This window comes from Bradyrhizobium uaiense (assembly GCF_010811875.1).
Taxonomy (GTDB): domain Bacteria; phylum Pseudomonadota; class Alphaproteobacteria; order Rhizobiales; family Xanthobacteraceae; genus Bradyrhizobium; species Bradyrhizobium uaiense.
On sequence record NZ_VKHP01000038.1, the window covers coordinates 1 to 14,152 of the forward strand.

The window sequence follows — 14,152 nt, forward strand, 5'->3', positions numbered from 1 at the left end:
CCTGGTGCGCGTGTCGCCCGTGCCCCGCGTCGGCAATCGCGACGTGATGCGGGTACGGCCCTTCATCCGGATTTCCGGCAATCTCTCGATGACCACGAGCGATCTGTCGTCCAAAATACCGGCATTCAACGCGCAGCGTCTGTTGACCGATGTCGGCTCCAACACGCCGGCGGCGACCGAGGATCCGAATGCGGCGGATGCCGCCGAGCCCGACGCCGAGGTCTCCTTCGTCACCAAGGATCTCGGCTCCGTGCTGCCGAAAGCCAAGCTCGCCGCCGTCGTCGCGCTCGACGACGTGCTGATGCGGGTTCGTGACGCCGCCAACTGGCGCGGCTCCGGCAATTCGGTGCGCTACGCCTCGCTGGCCAATGCCACGGCCGACGCAAGCGGCGCCGCCCCCGACATGAGGATGGCCTACGCCACCGAGGGCAACACCTCCGATCCCTATGCGGGCTTCGAGACCCGCGTGGTGCCGGAGAACGTCACGCTGCTGCCGAAGACCAAGGAGCAGGTCACCGGCGGCAATCCGGTCGGTGAGCGGGTTCACCTCGTCAAGAAAGGCGACACCATCACCTCGATCCTGCGCGATCAGGGCGCGACATCGGACGAGGCGAAGGCGATTGCCGCAATGCTCGGCCCGCGCGGCCGCGACGGCGGCCTGAAGGAAGGCCAGAAGGTGCGGATCCTGATGGCGCCGGCAGCTCCCGGACCGAATGTCAGGCTGCAGCCCTATCGCGTCGTCGTCGCCAATGATTCCGCCGTCGAAGCCGTCGCCGCCCTGTCCGATCTCGGCAAATACGTCGCCGTCGACGTGCAGAGCATGAACACCGTCAACGAAACCGCGGATAATTCCGGCGACGATGACGAGGATGATGGCAGCGGCGTGCGGCTCTATCAGAGCATTTACGAGACCGCGCTGCGCAACAAGGTGCCGCCAACCGTGATCGACGACATGGTCAAGATCTACTCCTACGACGTCGATTTCCAGCGCAAGGTGCAGCCGGGCGACTCGTTCGACGTGTTCTATGCCGGCGAGGACGAGGGCGTTACCAGCACCGAAAAGACCGAAGTGCTCTACGCCGCGCTGACCGTGGGCGGCGAAACCAAGAAATACTACCGCTTCCAGAGCTCCGACGACGGCCTCGTCGACTACTATGACGAGACCGGCAAGAGCGCGAAGAAGTTCCTGGTGCGCAAGCCGGTCAACAACGCGATCATGCGTTCGGGCTTCGGTGGCCGCCGCCATCCGATCCTCGGCTATGTGAAGATGCACACCGGCGTCGACTGGGCCACCGCCTACGGCACGCCGATCTTCGCTTCCGGAAACGGCGTGCTCGAGAAGGTCGGATACGAAGGCGGTTACGGCAAATACATCCGCATGAAGCATGCCAATGGCTATGAGACGGCCTACGGCCACATGTCGGCCTTCGCCAAGGGCATGGAGATCGGCAAGAAGGTGCGGCAGGGCCAGGTGATCGGCTTCGTCGGCTCGACCGGCCAGTCGACCGGCCCGCACGTCCACTACGAAATCCTGGTCAACGGCCGATTCGTCGATCCGATGCGCGTGAAACTGCCGCGCGGCCGCTCGCTCGAAGGCCCGATGCTGGCGAGTTTCGAACAGGCACGCGACAAGATCGAAGCCCAGATGTCCAGCCGCGGCAGCTCGCGCATCGTCTCGGATGCGACCAGCTCCACGTCGCAGACCCGCTCGATCAGCAACCGCTGACGGCGAGAATCGCCCTCGAACCATCCAAACGGAACGATTCGCGCCGGTTGGGCTTTGTCCGGTCAGGCAAACCTTGCAGAGGAGGCGCGGATGGCCAGCCTCACCCGCGACGACGTGCTGAAAGCGGTCGGCAACGCCGACGACGTCACGATTGCCCGGATCATCGCGTCGGGAGCAACCATCGCCGAGCTTGCCGAGGCGCAGGCCTGGCTTACCAATGACGAGCCGTTGATGAATGCCGGCAAACCGCTGGCCACGGGTCGCGCCCGCGAGCTGGTCGACATCTTGTCCGAACTCGAGCCCGTCGAGGACGACCAGCCGTCACCGCCCATCGCTCCGCAGGGATGATTCGTACAACAAACCCTCCCCGCGGCGTGCGGGAAGGGTTTTCTGTTGTTGCGATCAGTTCAGCTTGCGCTTCGAGACCGGGGCATCGAATTGCACGACCTCGGCAGTCTTGGACGGCTGACCGTTGAAGGTCAGCACGTTGCCCTTCACCGAAATCAGCACGCGATCGCCGTCCCTGACCTCGCCGGCGAGGATCATCTCGGCCAGCGGATCCTGCACGCTGCGCTGGATTACCCGCTTCAGCGGACGGGCGCCGTAAGCCGGATCCCAGCCCTTCTCCGCGAGCCAATCCCGCGCTTTCGCATCGAGCGTCAGCTCGATCTTGCGATCCTCGAGCAGCTTGGTCAGCCGCGCGAACTGGATCTCGACGATGCGGCCCATCTCGTTCCGCTGCAGCCGGTGGAACAGGATGATCTCGTCGATGCGGTTCAGGAATTCCGGCCTGAAATGCGCCCGCACGACGCCCATCACCTGATCGCGGACATCAGCGGTGTCCTCGCCTTCCGGTTGATTCACCAGGAATTCCGAACCGAGGTTCGAGGTCATGATGATCAACGTGTTGCGGAAATCGACGGTGCGGCCCTGACCATCGGTCAGGCGGCCGTCATCGAGCACCTGCAACAGCACGTTGAAGACGTCGGGATGCGCCTTCTCGATCTCGTCGAACAGCACGACCTGGTAGGGCCGGCGTCGAACGGCTTCGGTCAGTGCACCCCCCTCGTCGTAACCGACATAGCCGGGAGGCGCGCCGATCAGCCGCGAGACCGAGTGCTTCTCCATGAACTCGGACATGTCGAGGCGGACCATCGCGGTCTCATCGTTGAACAGATCAGCGGCGAGCGCCTTGGTCAGCTCGGTCTTGCCGACGCCGGTGGGGCCCAAGAACATGAACGAGCCGGTCGGCCGGTTCGGATCCTGCAAGCCGGCGCGGGCACGGCGCACGGCGGTCGCCACCGCACGCACGGCTTCGGCCTGGCCGACGACGCGCTTGGCGAGCGCATCCTCCATCTTCAGGAGCTTGTCCTTTTCGCCCTCGAGCATCTTGTCGACCGGCACGCCGGTCCAGCGCGAAACGACCTGCGCGATGTGGTTGGCGGTGACCGCCTCCTCCATCATCTCCCCGCCGTTCGGCCTGCTGCTTTCGGCAGCCTCGATGTCGGCGAGCTTCTTCTCCAGGTCGGGGATCCGGCCATAGGCCAGCTCGCCCGCCTTCTGGAATTCGCCGCGACGCTGCGCATTGGCCAGCTCGACGCGGAGCGCATCGAGTTCGCTCTTCAGCTTCTGGGCATTGGAGAGCTTGTTCTTCTCCGCACTCCAGCGCGCCGTCAGTGCCGTCGACCGCTCCTCGAGCCCGGCGAGCTCCTTCTCCAGGTTCTGGAGCCTGCTCTTCGAGCCGGCATCGCTTTCCTTCTTCAGCGCCTCCTGCTCGATCTTGAGCCGGATGATGTCGCGATCCAGCGAATCGAGCTCCTCCGGCTTCGAATCGACCTGCATCTTCAGCCGCGCCGCCGCCTCGTCCATCAGGTCGATGGCCTTGTCGGGCAGGAAGCGGTCAGTGATGTAGCGGTTCGACAGCGTGGTCGCGGCCACCAACGCGGAGTCGGTGATGCGCACGCCGTGGTGCTGCTCGTATTTGTCCTTCAGGCCGCGCAGGATCGAGATGGTGTCCTCGACCGTCGGCTCGCTGACATAGATCGGCTGGAACCGGCGGGCCAGCGCCGCATCCTTCTCGACATGCTTGCGGTACTCGTCGAGCGTGGTCGCACCGATACAGTGCAGCTCACCGCGTGCGAGCGCAGGCTTCAACAGGTTGGAGGCGTCCATCGCACCGTCGGTCTTGCCGGCGCCGATCAGCGTGTGCATCTCGTCGATGAACAGGATGATGCCGCCCTCGGCGGTCGAGACCTCCTGCAGGACGGATTTCAGCCGCTCCTCGAACTCGCCGCGATATTTCGCGCCGGCGATCAAGGCGCCCATGTCGAGCGACAGCAGCTTCTTGTCCTTCAGGCTCTCCGGCACGTCGCCGTTGAGGATGCGCAGCGCCAGGCCCTCGACGATCGCGGTCTTGCCGACGCCGGGTTCACCGATCAGGACGGGATTGTTCTTGGTTCGCCGCGACAGCACCTGGATGGTACGGCGGATCTCCTCGTCGCGGCCGATCACCGGGTCGAGCTTGCCGTCGCGCGCAGCCTGGGTCAGGTCGCGGGCATATTTCTTCAGCGCGTCATAGGCGTTCTCGGCGGTAGCACTGTCCGCAGTGCGGCCCTTGCGCAGCGCTTCGATCGCCGCGTTCAGGTTCTGTGCCGTGACGCCGCCCTTGCTCAGGATGGAGGCTGCCTCGGTGCCCTTCTCGAGCGTGAGCCCAAGCAGCAGCCGCTCGACGGTGACGAAGCTGTCGCCGGCCTTGTCGGCGGCCTTTTCCGCCGCATCGAAGGCGCGCGCCAGCTCCGGCGACAGGTAGACCTGCCCGGCACCATTGCCCGAGACCTTCGGCAGCTTGTTCAGCGCCTCTTCGGTCGATTTCAGGATCGCTCTGGAATTGCCACCGGCACGGTCGATCAGACCGCCGGCGAGCCCCTCATTGTCGTCCAGCAGCACCTTCAACAGATGCAGCGGTGAGAACTGCTGGTGACCGTCACGCATTGCGAGTGATTGGGCAGACTGGATGAATCCGCGCGAGCGCTCGGTGTACTTCTCAATGTTCATTCGTTTTCCCTCGGCCTGCCATCGTCACCCATTCAGGCATGACAACGGCATCTTCATTGGGTTTCCGCGGGCCGCGTTGACGTTCCTCAACCAGCCTCTGGTCGTCGCCATCATTTTTCAGGCTTGCCGCAGATGTGGGCACTTGGTTCCGAAACGGAAGAGCCACGGTCCGCGATTTCGCCCGATCGAGCTCAGCGCCGCACGATGGCGACAAGGTAGCGGCAGGGCTGAGCAGTTTCGTTACGGAAGACGATGTCCGACGGCGGACCAAGCTCGACGCGGTCACCCGCAGCGAGCTCATGACGCTCCGTCCCTTCCATCAAGGTGAGGCGGCCGCTGATCACCCAGACCACCTGACGGACCAGGTGATAGGCACTGGCGGGGAAGCCGGCTTCCTGCCTGGCAGGCAGTTCGACCTCGACCAGCTCCAGCGGATTGGCCGGGTGCAGAAACACCTGCCGTCGCAGATAGGCCGCCTTCGGATCCCGCCATACCGGCTGATCCTTGGCCCGCTGCAGGCGGGAAGTGGCCGAGGCAACCTCGAACAGCGCGGCCATGGTCAGGCCATAGGCGGTGGCGATCCGCGACAGCGTTGCCGCCGTCGGGCTTGCCTCCGCCCGTTCGATTTTGCTCAGCATGGCCTTGGACACGCCTGCCCGCCCGGCGAGTTCCGCCAGCGACCAGCCGCGCCCCTCCCGTTCGGCGCGAACCCGTCGCCCGAGAGCCTCCTCGGCCTTGTCTTCTATAATTGACATGTCGTCTTATATAGTAGACGATGGGGTCCATTCAAGAGGCTTCGTTAAGGGAACCACGATGATTATCCGTCCCGCCACCGAGGACGACATTCCTGCGATCACCGCGATCTTCAATGAGGCGGTCGTCAACTCGAACGCGATCTGGACGGAGAAGCAGGATTCGGAAGCGGAGCGGCTGGCCTGGATGAAGGCCCGGCTGGCGCTGGGTTACCCGGTGCTGGTCGCGGTCGAAGGATCTGTGGTGCTTGGGTACGGCACGTTCGGCGACTTCCGGGCCTTCCCCGGTTACCGCTACAGCGTCGAGCACAGCGTCTATATCCATGTCGATCACCGCGGCCGAGGGCTCGGCCGCGTCATTGTCGACGAGCTCGTGGCGGCTGCGCGGGCGCTGGGTAAGCACGTCATGATCGCCGGTATCGACGGCGGCAATCCCGCCTCGCTCCGGCTGCACGCGCAGGCAGGCTTTGTCGAGGTCGCCCGGATGCCGGAGGTCGGACGCAAGTTCGGCCGCTGGCTCGAACTCGTGTTCATGCAACGTGTCCTCGACACCGAAGGTGCGGCGCGGCCCGACTAGCAGCCTCACCGCTGGCGGCGGTTCTCCTCGCCCGGCAAACAGGCTAGAGCGGGCGGATGGACACCACGCACGCTTCCTTCGCCCGGATCACCGGCATCTACCGCTACCCCGTTAAGGGTCTGACGCCCGAGCCCCTGCCCCGCACAGAGCTCAAGGTCGGCGAGACACTCCGCTCGGATCGCCGCTACGCGATCGAGAACGGCCCGAGCGGCTTCGATGCATCAGCGCCGAAATGGCTGGCGAAGCCGCATTTCCTGATGCTGCAGCGGGACGAGTGGCTGGCGCCGCTGCGCGCCCGTTACGACGACGACAGCCATGTGCTGACACTGCGCCGGGATGGCGCGATGGTGGCCCAGGGCGATCTCGAAACGGCCGAGGGGCGCGCGGCGATCGAGCGCTATTTTGCCGATCGCCACGCCGGCCAGATCAAGGGACCGCCCAAGGTGCTGGTGAGCCCCGGGCACAGTTTCTCCGACGTGCCGCGCAAGGTGGTCTCGATCATCAACCTGGCGAGCCTGCGGGCGATCGAGGAGATGGTGCAGGCGCCGGTCCACCCGCTGCGCTTCCGCGCCAACCTCTATGTCGAGGGCTGGCCGGCCTGGCATGAAGCCGGCCTGCTCGACCAGACCATCGCGATCGGCAGCGCGCGGGCCAAGGTAGTGAAGCGCATCACCCGCTGTGCCGCAGTCAATGTCGATCCCGATACCGGCGCGCGCGACCTCTCGGTCCCGAACACGCTGATGCAGCGCTTCGGCAACAATGAATGCGGCATCTACGCCGAAATCATCAGCGAGGGCGGCGCGGCCGTCGGCGACATGATTGCCGCCGAGCAGCCTGTCGTTTCGTAGAGAGGGCAAGGCGCGCACGCCGAGCCCACCCTTTCGACCGATCAGCTCGTCGGCATCACATAGGCGTAGATGCGGCCGCGCGAGACTGGCGTCTCGCGGACGCGATGGCTGCTGTTGCCCGAGATCATGATCGGATTGCCCTTGGCGTCGACGCCGGTGATGATGCCCACATGGCCGCCGCCGCGGCGGCCCATCACGGCGATGGCGCCGACCTGCGGACCGGAAACGCGCGTGCCGTATTTCGCGAACGAGCTCGCCATGTCGGAGCCGGTGCCGTGATGGCCGGTCTGCTGCAGCACCATGTTCATGAAGCGCGCGCACCACAGGCTGGAGCGGCCGGTCGGATTGCCGCCGAGATAGCGGCGCGCCGTGGCGACGATGCCGGACGAGCCGAAGCCGCCTGCCGTGCTCACGCCGCCGGTGTTGGGCACGGTTTCGGTGCCGCCCGGCAACGCGGCCGCATTGGCCTCGTTGAAATCACCCGACTGCATCTGTTCGCGGCGCTCGGCGCGCGAGAGCCGTGCGACGTGCCTGTTGTGACGATGAGCGGAGTGGCGCGCGTGATGGCCGGCATGGGCCGAATGCGCGTGACGCGAGTGGTGCGGACGGGCGGATGCCGGAGCGGCGGCGATCACGGCGAGAGTGAGCGAACACAGAGCCAGCGCCAAGACTCGAAGCGACCGGCGATACGCAACCAACTGAACCATACTTCACGAGATCCTCTGTAACGCCCCCCAACTCCCCGTCGCGTTCCTTTGTCATTTCCCCTGGGAAACGCGGCGATGGTTTTGAAAATCACGATGTGGCGCGAGGAAGATTTCATGCGGCGCTGCGGAAACGATTTCTGGGTCATTCCGAGCAAATTCCATGACGAAAATAGTCAGGACTGCCGCATTGCAGCCGCGGAAATTAATTGCAAATCTGAAGCCGGCCAACGAGAGGAGAATTTCAATGCCCCACGCCGTCACGAAAGATAATGTCCGGCTCCATTTCGAGGAGGCCGGCAGCGGAACGCCGATCATCTTCCTGCACGAGTTCGCAGCTGACCACACCAACTGGGAACCGCAGATGCGCTACTTCTCGCGCGGCCACCGCTGCATCGCCTATTCCGCACGCGGCTACACGCCGTCGGACGTGCCTGCGAGTGCGGACGTCTACACCTACAAGCATTTCTATACCGACGCGCTCGCAGTGCTCGACCACCTCGGGATCGCAAGCGCGCATTTCATCGGCCTCTCGATGGGCTCCTATTCGTCGTTGCAGGTTGCGCTCAACGCGCCGGAGCGCGCACTGTCGATGACGCTCGCCGCCGTCGGCTCCGGCTCTTCGCTCGAGAATCTGGATGCCTTCCGCGCCCAGTGCCGCGCCAATGCCGAGCAATACGAGTCGATCGGCGCGGCCGAGGTCGCCAAGGCGACGCGCGAGGCGCCGAGCCGGATTTCGTTCCTGGTGAAGGACCCGCGCGGCCACGCCGATTTCTATGCCGCGCTCGCCCGCCACGACGCCAGGGGCTCGGCCAACACGATACGCAGCTTCCAAGGCGGCAGGCCATCGATCTACACCATGACCGACGCCATCAAGCGCGCAGCGACGCCGGCGCTGATCCTGTGCGGCGACGAGGACGACAATTGCATCGCGCCCAGCATGTTCCTGAAACAGCATCTGCCGGCCGCCGGCCTCTCCTTCTTTCCGAAGTCGGGCCACGTGCTCAACCTCGAGGAGCCGGCGCTGTTCAACGAGATGGTCGAGCACTTCATCGCGCTGGTCGAGGCCGGCCGCTGGCCGGTGCGCGATCCGAGGTCGCTGGTGGCGGCGCCGGTGTAGGCCGTCATTCCGGGGCTCGCGAAGCGAGAACCCGGAATCCATTGGGCCGCAAAGTTCGTGGATGAATGGATTCCGGGTTCGATGCTGCGCATCGCCCCGGAATGACGAAAGTAAGCTACCGCGCAGCCCTACTTACCCTGCCCGCCGCGGCTGAGCAGGAACACGCCCTGCTCGCCGAACATGTTCCACACCCACCAGGGCAGGTTGAGCGGGACCGGGCGGCCGTAGAGATCGAGCGCCACCGCGCGCTCCATCTTGACGTTGATCTGCTCGCAGAGCTCCACGAAATCCTTGATGGTGCAGAAATGGATGTTGGCGGTGTCGTACCAGCTGGCCGGCAGATTCTCGGTCCGCGGCATGTGGCCGCCGATCAGGAGCTGCAGCCGCATCCTCCAGAACCCGAAATTCGGGAACGAGACGATGGCGCGCTGGCCGATCCGCAGCAGGTTCTCCAGCACCACCTTGGGCTGCCGCGTCGCCTGCAAGGTCTGCGACAGGATCACGTAGTCGAACGCATCATCGGGATAATTGACGAGGTCGGTATCGGCGTCGCCCTGCACCACCGCGAGCCCCTTGGCGACGCAGCCATTGACGCCCTCGCGCGACAGCTCGATGCCGCGGCCGTCGATGCCGCGGCTCTCCAAGAGCTGCAGCAATTCGCCATCGCCGCAGCCGACGTCGAGTACGCGCGAGCCCGGCCGCACCATCTCGGCGACCAGAAGATGATCCCTGCGATAGCCGCCGGTCCGCTCCGGCGCGACGCCCGGCAAGGGCAATGTCTGCTGCATGCTCATGACTGGCCGTCGTCCTTCAGTCCGCGCGCCTTGCCTGCGGCCAGCAGGAAGGCAAGGGAGATTTCGAGGAATTCGGGCACGTCGAGCAGGAAGGCGTCGTGACCTCGATCGGTCTCGATCTCCGCGAACGACACCCGCGCACTCGACGCATTCAGCGCGTGCACCAGCGCGCGCGATTCCGAGGTCGGAAACAGCCAGTCGCTGGTGAACGACACCACGCAGAACCGCGTCTTGATGCCGGTGAACGCTTTCGCCAGTACGCCGTTGTGGTCGGCGGCGATGTCGAAATAGTCCATCGCGCGGGTCAGGTAGAGATAGCTATTGGCGTCGAAGCGCTCGACAAAGGACGAGCCTTGATAGCGCAGATAGCTCTCGACCTGGAAATCCGCATCGAACGAGAAGGTCGGCAGCTCGCGGTCCTGCATGCGCCGCCCGAACTTGCGATGCAGCGCGGCGTCGGAGAGATAGGTGATGTGCGCGGCCATGCGGGCGACCGCCAAGCCGCGATGCGGATGGGTGTCCTCGTCGACATAACGGCCGCCGCGCCAGTCCGGATCGGCCATGACAGCCTGGCGGCCGAGCTCGTGGAACGCGATGTTCTGCGCCGAATGGCGCGTCGAGCAGGCGATCGCGAGCGTCGCGAACACGCGCTCGGGATAGGCCGCGGTCCATTGCAGCACCTGCATGCCGCCCATCGAGCCGCCGACCACGCAGAACAGTGTCGCGATACCGAGGCGATCGATCAGCATCGCCTGCGCGCGCACCATGTCGGGGATCGTGATGATCGGGAAATCCAACCCCCACATCTTGCCGGTCGCAGGGTTCAGCGACGCAGGGCCCGTCGAGCCCATGCAGCCGCCGATCACGTTGGAGCAGATGATGAAGTATTTGTCGGGATCGATCGGCTTGCCGAGGCCTACCATGGTGTCCCACCAGCCGGGCTTGCCGGTGACGGGATGGATGTTGTTGACGTGCTGATCGCCGGTCAGCGCATGGCAGATCAGGATCGCATTGGACCGGTCGGCATTGAGCTCGCCATAGGTCTGATAGGCGATCTGGAACGGCGCGAGATCGACCCCGCAATCGAGCTTCAGCGGCTGATCCATGCCGAACTTCGCCACCAATGACGACGGATGATCGGCCTCATGGGCGCGATCATCGCTCTGGGTTTGCGGGCTCGGTATCGGACGCACGTTGCTCATTTCAGCGACCCTGCCTCCGCGCGGGAGGGCTCGAACAGAAATCAGGCCAATAAAAAACCCGGCCTGAACATAGGTTCGGCCGGGAGCTGATCTGTCCCCGGCCTGTTTAGCGAGTTGTTTAACGTGGCTGCAAGCCGGCCGGCTCAAATGACCACGGAGTGCAGCGAACCTAGTCCTCACGCCCCCCGTCGTCAAGGCGGCCGGCCAACGTCCCCCTGCCGGGCGCCGATGGTTAACCGAATGCGCAAGGCACGGCTGCGACGTTTCTCTTTGCTTTCGCTGCCCGTCTTTCCTAATCAGGGACCCTGTCCGGCACGGCATCGGGCCGCCCGGACGACAAGGTTTTAGAGCATGTCCAAGCCACCCCCGTCGCCGCCCTCGTTGCAGGAGCTGCGCAAGGAGATCGACGCGATCGACGAGCAGGTTCACCGCCTGCTGATGGCGCGCGGCGACATCATCGACCGCCTGATCCAGGTCAAGAAGACCCAGGAGGTCGGCTCCGCGTTCCGCCCGGCGCGCGAGGCCAGCATGATGCGCGAACTGGTGCAGCGTCATCGCGGCATCCTGCCGCTCGACACCATCGAGGGCATCTGGCGCGTCATCATCTCGACCTTCACCTACGTGCAGGCGCCGTTCGCCGTGCATGCCGATGTGTCCGTCGGCGAGCAGGCGATGCGCGACTCGGCGCGGTTTCACTTCGGCTTCGTGGTGCCCTACGTCTCGCATTTCAGCGCGCAGGCCGCGGTGGAGGCGGTGGCGAAATCGAAGGGCGACCTCGCACTGGTCTCCGCGATCGCGAGCCGCACGCCGTGGTGGAATGCGCTCGAGGCCGATGGCGCGCCGAAGATCATCGCGCGGCTGCCGTTTCTCGAACGCGCCGACCATCCCGCCGCTTTGCCGGTGTTCCTGGTCTCCCGCGTCGCTGACGACGCGATGGTGACCGAGGTCCAGATGTGGAGCGTCCGCGTTTCCGGCTGGAACGCCGATGTCGCCCGCGCGCTGGCGCCGCTCGCCGAGATCGTCGCGGTCCCCGACACCGCCTTCGACGGCGCGGCGCTGCTGGTCTCGGTCGCCGGTCAGGACCCGGAGAGCAAGCGCTTCGAGGCCATCAAGCTCGCTCTGATCAAGGCCGGCGCCTCGGTGCGCTCTTCTGCCCTCGTCGGCAGCCACGCAACACGCTATACGGTGCCCACCAACGGATCGGCCAGAAGCTAGCCACCCGTAATCCGGAGTTGATGATGTCCCGCCCCGTGCCGAACCCCGGCATCCTCGATATTGCGCCCTACACGCCCGGCAAGAGCCCGGTGCCGGAACCGGGCCGCAAGGTGTTCAAGCTGTCCGCCAACGAGACGCCGTTCGGCCCGTCTCCGAAGGCGATCGCGGCCTACAAGGGCGCGGCTGACCATCTCGAGGACTATCCGGAGGGCACCTCGCGCGTGCTGCGCGAGGCGATCGGCCGCGCCTACGGGCTCGATCCCGACCGCATCATCTGCGGCGCCGGCTCCGACGAGATCCTCAATCTGCTGGCGCACACCTATCTCGCGCCCGGCGACGAGGCGATCTCGACCACCCACGGCTTCCTGGTCTACCCGATCGCCACGATGGCGAACGGCGCGAAGAACGTGATTGCCGCCGAGACCAACTTTACGGCCGATGTCGATGCCATCCTGAAGGTGGTGACGCCACGCACAAAACTGGTCTGGCTCGCCAACCCAAACAATCCGACCGGCACCTATATCCCGTTCGACGAGGTCAAGCGCCTGCGCGCCACCCTGCCCTCGCATGTGCTGCTGGTGCTCGACGCCGCCTATGCCGACTATGTCTCGCGCAACGACTACGAGTTCGGCATCGAGCTGGTCGCGACCACCGACAACACGGTGGTGACACACACCTTCTCGAAGATCCACGGCCTTGCCGCGCTGCGGATCGGCTGGATGTTCGGCCCGGCGCATATCGTCGATGCCTGCAACCGGATCCGCGGCCCGTTCAACGTCACGACCCCGGCGATGCTGGCGGCGGTGGCGGCGATCGAGGACTCCGCGCATGTGCAGATGTCGCGGACCCACACCGAACAGTGGCGCAACTGGCTGACCGAGGAGATCGGCAAGCTCGGGCTCAAGGTGACGCCGAGCGTCGCCAACTTCGTGCTGATCCACTTCCCGACCGACAACGGCAAGACTGCGGCGGAAGCCGACGCCTATCTCACGCGGCGCGGCCTCGTGCTGCGCGCGCTCAACAATTACAAGCTGCCGCATGCGCTGCGCATGACCATTGGCACCGAGGAAGCCAACCGCCTCGTGGTCGAGGGGCTGCGCGACTTCCTGGCCGGAAAGTGACATCGTGACCACGGCTCCACTCTTCAACCGCATCGCGCTGATCGGCTTCGGCCTGATCGGCGGCTCGATCGCGCGCGGCGCGCGCGCGCAAGGCCTGGTCGGCGAGATCGTGACCACCGCCCGCTCGGAGAAGACGCGTGCGCGCGTCGCCGAGCTCGGCATCGTCGACCGCGTCGTCGAGACGAATATCGAGGCGGTCAGGGATGCCGATCTCGTCATCCTCTGCATCCCCGTCGGCGCCTGCGGTCCGGTCACGGCCGAGATCGCAAGCCATCTGAAACCCGGCGCCATCATCTCCGACGTCGGTTCGGTGAAGGGCGCCATCGTCAAGGACATGGCGCCGCATCTGCCAAAGACGGCGCACTTCGTGCCGGCGCATCCGGTGGCCGGCACCGAGCATTCGGGTCCGGATTCTGGCTTCGCCGAGCTGTTCATCAACCGCTGGTGCATCCTGACGCCGCCCGAAGGCACGGATCCCGCCGCGACCGACCGGCTGCGCGCCTTCTGGGCCGCGCTCGGGGCCAAGGTCGAGATCATGACGCCGGACCATCATGACCTCGTGCTCGCGATCACCAGCCATCTGCCGCATCTGATCGCCTACACCATCGTCGGCACCGCCGACGAGCTGGCGCAGGTGACGGAATCCGAGGTCATCAAGTTCTCCGCCGGCGGCTTCCGCGACTTCACCCGCATCGCAGCCTCGGACCCGACGATGTGGCGCGACGTGTTCCTCGCCAACAAGGACGCCGTGCTCGAGATGCTCGGCACCTTCACCGAGGATCTGTCGAAGCTCACCCGCGCGATCCGGCGCGGCGACGGCGAAGCGCTGTTCGACCACTTCACCCGCACCCGCGCCATCCGCCGCGGCATCGTCGAGACCGGCCAGGACTCCGCCGCGCCCGACTTCGGCCGCCCGCATGCGAATTTGAAGAAGTAGGCGGGGCTCGGTCCGCATGCTCGCTGTCGTCCCCCATACGCCGCGGCTTGTGTCGTGAACGAGACTCGTCGTTCCAGCATTGCACAACAATGATGAGCTGTG

At 65.3% G+C, this 14,152-nt stretch carries 14 protein-coding genes and 1 riboswitch; of the genes, 9 read left to right on the forward strand and 5 right to left on the reverse strand.

Annotated elements, in window-relative coordinates:
- A partial coding sequence (locus FNJ47_RS12070) for a M23 family metallopeptidase (protein ID WP_163153295.1) occupies positions 1 to 1,726 on the forward strand: 1,726 nt, incomplete at its 5' end.
- A gap of 90 nt (positions 1,727 to 1,816) precedes the next feature.
- Entirely contained in the window at positions 1,817 to 2,074 is a 258-nt protein-coding gene (locus tag FNJ47_RS12075; protein WP_163153296.1) for a hypothetical protein, read from the forward strand.
- Positions 2,075 to 2,128: 54 nt separating this feature from the next.
- Here FNJ47_RS12075 and clpB read toward each other — a convergent pair whose 3' ends face one another.
- Positions 2,129 to 4,780 (reverse strand): ATP-dependent chaperone ClpB, encoded by a 2,652-nt coding sequence (gene clpB / locus FNJ47_RS12080; protein ID WP_163153297.1) that lies wholly within the window; start codon positions 4,778 to 4,780, stop codon positions 2,129 to 2,131.
- A 191-nt stretch (positions 4,781 to 4,971) separates the two neighbouring features.
- Positions 4,972 to 5,535 (reverse strand): helix-turn-helix domain-containing protein, encoded by a 564-nt coding sequence (locus FNJ47_RS12085; protein ID WP_163153298.1) that lies wholly within the window; start codon positions 5,533 to 5,535, stop codon positions 4,972 to 4,974.
- 58 nt (positions 5,536 to 5,593) lie between these two features.
- Here FNJ47_RS12085 and FNJ47_RS12090 point away from each other — a divergent pair, with 58 nt between their 5' ends.
- Positions 5,594 to 6,109, forward strand: coding sequence for a GNAT family N-acetyltransferase (locus tag FNJ47_RS12090; protein ID WP_163153299.1), 516 nt, complete (start codon positions 5,594 to 5,596; stop codon positions 6,107 to 6,109).
- Between the two features lie 56 nt (positions 6,110 to 6,165).
- Positions 6,166 to 6,957 carry an MOSC domain-containing protein gene (locus tag FNJ47_RS12095; RefSeq protein WP_163153300.1) on the forward strand — a complete coding sequence of 264 codons (792 nt, stop codon included), beginning with the start codon at positions 6,166 to 6,168 and terminating at the stop codon, positions 6,955 to 6,957.
- 41 nt (positions 6,958 to 6,998) lie between these two features.
- On the opposite strand, the gene FNJ47_RS12100 is transcribed toward FNJ47_RS12095, so the two are convergent.
- Positions 6,999 to 7,664, reverse strand: a complete 666-nt coding sequence (locus tag FNJ47_RS12100; RefSeq protein WP_163153301.1) for a TIGR02594 family protein — start codon at positions 7,662 to 7,664, stop codon at positions 6,999 to 7,001.
- A gap of 75 nt (positions 7,665 to 7,739) precedes the next feature.
- Here FNJ47_RS12100 and FNJ47_RS12105 point away from each other — a divergent pair, with 75 nt between their 5' ends.
- Together FNJ47_RS12105 and FNJ47_RS12110 are read left to right on the forward strand one after the other, a co-directional pair.
- The gene (locus FNJ47_RS12105) at positions 7,740 to 7,934 is read left to right on the forward strand and encodes a hypothetical protein (RefSeq protein ID WP_163153302.1); all 195 of its coding nucleotides are present in this window, start codon (positions 7,740 to 7,742) and stop codon (positions 7,932 to 7,934) included.
- Positions 7,909 to 8,781 carry an alpha/beta fold hydrolase gene (locus FNJ47_RS12110; RefSeq protein WP_163153303.1) on the forward strand — a complete coding sequence of 291 codons (873 nt, stop codon included), beginning with the start codon at positions 7,909 to 7,911 and terminating at the stop codon, positions 8,779 to 8,781. Before FNJ47_RS12105 ends, FNJ47_RS12110 begins: the two co-directional genes overlap by 26 nt.
- A gap of 128 nt (positions 8,782 to 8,909) precedes the next feature.
- Here FNJ47_RS12110 and metW read toward each other — a convergent pair whose 3' ends face one another.
- Positions 8,910 to 9,575: a methionine biosynthesis protein MetW gene (gene metW / locus FNJ47_RS12115; protein ID WP_163153304.1), complete on the reverse strand. Its 666-nt coding sequence runs from the start codon at positions 9,573 to 9,575 to the stop codon at positions 8,910 to 8,912.
- Positions 9,572 to 10,777 carry a homoserine O-acetyltransferase MetX gene (gene metX, locus FNJ47_RS12120; protein ID WP_163153305.1) on the reverse strand — a complete coding sequence of 402 codons (1,206 nt, stop codon included), beginning with the start codon at positions 10,775 to 10,777 and terminating at the stop codon, positions 9,572 to 9,574. The genes metW and metX overlap by 4 nt, the downstream gene beginning before the upstream one ends.
- 85 nt (positions 10,778 to 10,862) lie before the next feature.
- Positions 10,863 to 10,942: riboswitch (SAM riboswitch) on the reverse strand.
- Between the two features lie 186 nt (positions 10,943 to 11,128).
- Here metX and FNJ47_RS12125 point away from each other — a divergent pair.
- The 3 genes from FNJ47_RS12125 to FNJ47_RS12135 are packed head-to-tail and all read left to right on the forward strand — an operon-like array spanning position 11,129 to position 14,050.
- Positions 11,129 to 11,992, forward strand: coding sequence for a chorismate mutase (locus tag FNJ47_RS12125; protein WP_163153306.1), 864 nt, complete (start codon positions 11,129 to 11,131; stop codon positions 11,990 to 11,992).
- A 23-nt stretch (positions 11,993 to 12,015) separates the two neighbouring features.
- Positions 12,016 to 13,113, forward strand: a complete 1,098-nt coding sequence (gene hisC, locus FNJ47_RS12130) for a histidinol-phosphate transaminase (RefSeq protein ID WP_163153307.1) — start codon at positions 12,016 to 12,018, stop codon at positions 13,111 to 13,113.
- Between the two features lie 4 nt (positions 13,114 to 13,117).
- Positions 13,118 to 14,050: a prephenate/arogenate dehydrogenase family protein gene (locus tag FNJ47_RS12135; protein WP_163153308.1), complete on the forward strand. Its 933-nt coding sequence runs from the start codon at positions 13,118 to 13,120 to the stop codon at positions 14,048 to 14,050.
- The last annotated feature ends 102 nt before the right edge of the window (positions 14,051 to 14,152 follow it).